The following is a 3,179-nucleotide window of genomic DNA, read 5'->3' on the forward strand; positions in this document are numbered from 1 at the left end:
ACTGCAGTACCATCTGCGCAGGCGGGCTTAACTTCTCTGTTCGGGATGGGAAGAGGTGAGCCCCGCCGCAATAACCACCTTAAGGTTTTTAGTGACTAGTCCTTAGTGATTAGTAATTAGTTTTTAAGCTAATCACTAGTTACTCTTTACTATTCACTGCCCGCGACAGGCAAATATTTTAACATACTGAGATAAAGAAAAAAGTTTTATTTACTATTTTAGAAAGTTTCTTCTCCCGACCGTAGTCGGGAGAAAAGGGTGTACATAAGCTTACGGATTATTAGTACTACTCGACTATGACATTACTGCCTTTACATCTATAGCCTATCAACGTGGTCATCTTCCACGATCCTTAAAAGAAATCTCATCTTGTGGTGGGTTTCGCGCTTATATGCTTTCAGCGCTTATCCCTTCCCAACGTAGCTACTCTGCGGTGCCCCTGGCGGGACAACAGATACACTAGAGGTTAGTCCAATTCGGTCCTCTCGTACTAGAATCAGATCCACTCAAATTTCTAACGCCCACAGTAGATAGAGACCGAACTGTCTCACGACGTTCTGAACCCAGCTCGCGTGCCACTTTAATGGGCGAACAGCCCAACCCTTGGGACCTTCTCCAGCCCCAGGATGTGACGAGCCGACATCGAGGTGCCAAACCCCCCCGTCGATATGAGCTCTTGGGGGAGATCAGCCTGTTATCCCCGGCGTACCTTTTATCCTTTGAGCGATGGCCCTTCCATGCGGAACCACCGGATCACTATGCTCTACTTTCGTACCTGATCGACCTGTATGTCTCTCAGTCAAGCTCCCTTATGCCATTGCACTCTACGCACGGTTACCAAGCGTACTGAGGGAACCTTTAGAAGCCTCCGTTACTCTTTTGGAGGCGACCACCCCAGTCAAACTACCCACCAAGCACTGTCCCCCACATTGCGGGGTTAGGCCTCAGATAAACAAAGGGTTGTATTTCAACAATGACTCCACAACGCCTGGCGACGCCGCTTCATAGTCTCCAACCTATCCTACACATCATTTATCCAAGGTCAATACTAAGCTATAGTAAAGGTGCACAGGGTCTTTTCGTCCCACTGCGGGTAAACGGCATCTTCACCGTTACTACAATTTCACCGAGCTCATGGCTGAGACAGTGTCCAGATCGTTACACCATTCGTGCAGGTCGGAACTTACCCGACAAGGAATTTCGCTACCTTAGGACCGTTATAGTTACGGCCGCCGTTTACTGGGGCTTCAATTCAATGCTTCTCCGAAGATAACATCTCCTCTTAACCTTCCAGCACCGGGCAGGTGTCAGGCCCTATACTTCATCTTGCGATTTTGCAGAGCCCTGTGTTTTTGATAAACAGTCGCCTGGACCTCTTCACTGCGGCCCTGATTGCTCAGGGCGACCTTTCTCCCGAAGTTACAGGTCTATTTTGCCTAATTCCTTAGCCATGAATCTCTCGAGCACCTTAGGATTCTCTCCTCAACTACCTGTGTCGGTTTACGGTACTGGTACTAATTACCTGAAGTTTAGAGGTTTTTCTTGGAAGCCCTTAGGCGCACTATCTCTTTGTCCGAAGACTCCGAGTACTATCGTATTTCACCAAAATCTGCGGATTTGCCTGCAGATCTTATAGCTAGGTACTTCAACGAACTATTCCGTCAGTTCGCGGCGCTTTCATCACTCCGTCACCCCATCACAGTAATTAGTAGTACGGGAATATTAACCCGTTGGCCATCGACTGTCCCTTTCGGGTTCGCCTTAGGACCAGACTAACCCACAGCTGATTAGCATAGCTGTGGAAACCTTAGTTTTTCGGTGTGCGGGTTTCTCGCCCGCATTATCGTTACTTATGCCTACATTTTCTTTTCTGACCGGTCCAGCATCCCTTACGAAACACCTTCAGCCCTGTCAGAATGCTCCCCTACCACTTGTATTTGCATACAAATCCATAGCTTCGGTAATATGTTTATGCCCGATTATTATCCATGCTCGTCCGCTCGACTAGTGAGCTGTTACGCACTCTTTAAATGAATGGCTGCTTCCAAGCCAACATCCTAGCTGTCTGGGCAGACAAACCTCGTTCTTTCAACTTAACATATATTTGGGGACCTTAGCTGATGGTCTGGGTTCTTTCCCTCTCGGACTTGGACCTTAGCACCCAAGCCCTCACTGCTGTGAAACATTATATAGCATTCGGAGTTTGTCAGGAATTGGTAGGCGGTGAAGCCCCCGCATCCAATCAGTAGCTCTACCTCTATATAACTATCGTCAGCGCTGCACCTAAATGCATTTCGGGGAGTACGAGCTATTTCCGAGTTTGATTGGCCTTTCACCCCTACCCACAGGTCATCCGAAGACTTTTCAACGTCAACCGGTTCGGTCCTCCACTGTGTGTTACCACAGCTTCAACCTGCCCATGGGTAGATCACACGGTTTCGCGTCTAACACTGCTGACTAAAGCGCCCTATTCAGACTCGCTTTCGCTGCGGATCCATGGCTTAACCACTTATCCTTGCCAGCAACGTTAACTCGTAGGCTCATTATGCAAAAGGCACGCCGTCACCCCACGAAGGGGCTCCGACCGCTTGTAAGCGTATGGTTTCAGGATCTATTTCACTCCGTTATTCACGGTTCTTTTCACCTTTCCCTCACGGTACTGGTTCACTATCGGTCTCTCAGGAGTATTTAGCCTTAGCGGATGGTCCCGCCGAATTCAGACAGGGTTTCACGTGCCCCGCCCTACTCAGGATACCGCTATCCATTACACTCGTTGCCCATACGGGGCTGTCACCCTCTATGGCGCTCCTTTCCAGAAGCTTCCGGTTCCTTGTGCATGAAATGTCGCGGTCCTACAACCCCGGCACTGCCGTAACAGCACCGGTTTGGGCTAATCCGCGTTCGCTCGCCACTACTTACGGAATCACTTTTGTTTTCTTCTCCTCCGCCTACTTAGATGTTTCAGTTCAGCGGGTTTGCCCACCTATCGGTGTACTATGCCTTCAGCATAGTGGGTTGCCCCATTCGGATATCTGCGGATCGATCGATGTGTGCTCGTCCCCGCAGCTTTTCGCAGCTTATCACGTCCTTCTTCGCCTCTGAGAGCCTAGGCATCCCCCATACGCCCTTATTTTGCTTATTGTACCAATCTCGTTACTTAAAACGAGACCGTTTTTTTG

At 49.2% G+C, this 3,179-nt stretch carries 2 rRNA genes; both read right to left on the bottom strand.

The annotated features are described in order from the left end of the window. Positions 1-82, bottom strand: a 5S ribosomal RNA gene (gene rrf, locus RB619_RS21000); the annotation flags it as partial. Positions 83-260: 178 nt separating this feature from the next. Next, a 23S ribosomal RNA gene (locus RB619_RS21005) occupies positions 261-3,142 on the bottom strand. Positions 3,143-3,179 lie beyond the last annotated feature (37 nt).

It is taken from the genome of Flavobacterium sp. LHD-80 (assembly GCF_030929605.1).
Lineage (GTDB): Bacteria > Bacteroidota > Bacteroidia > Flavobacteriales > Flavobacteriaceae > Flavobacterium.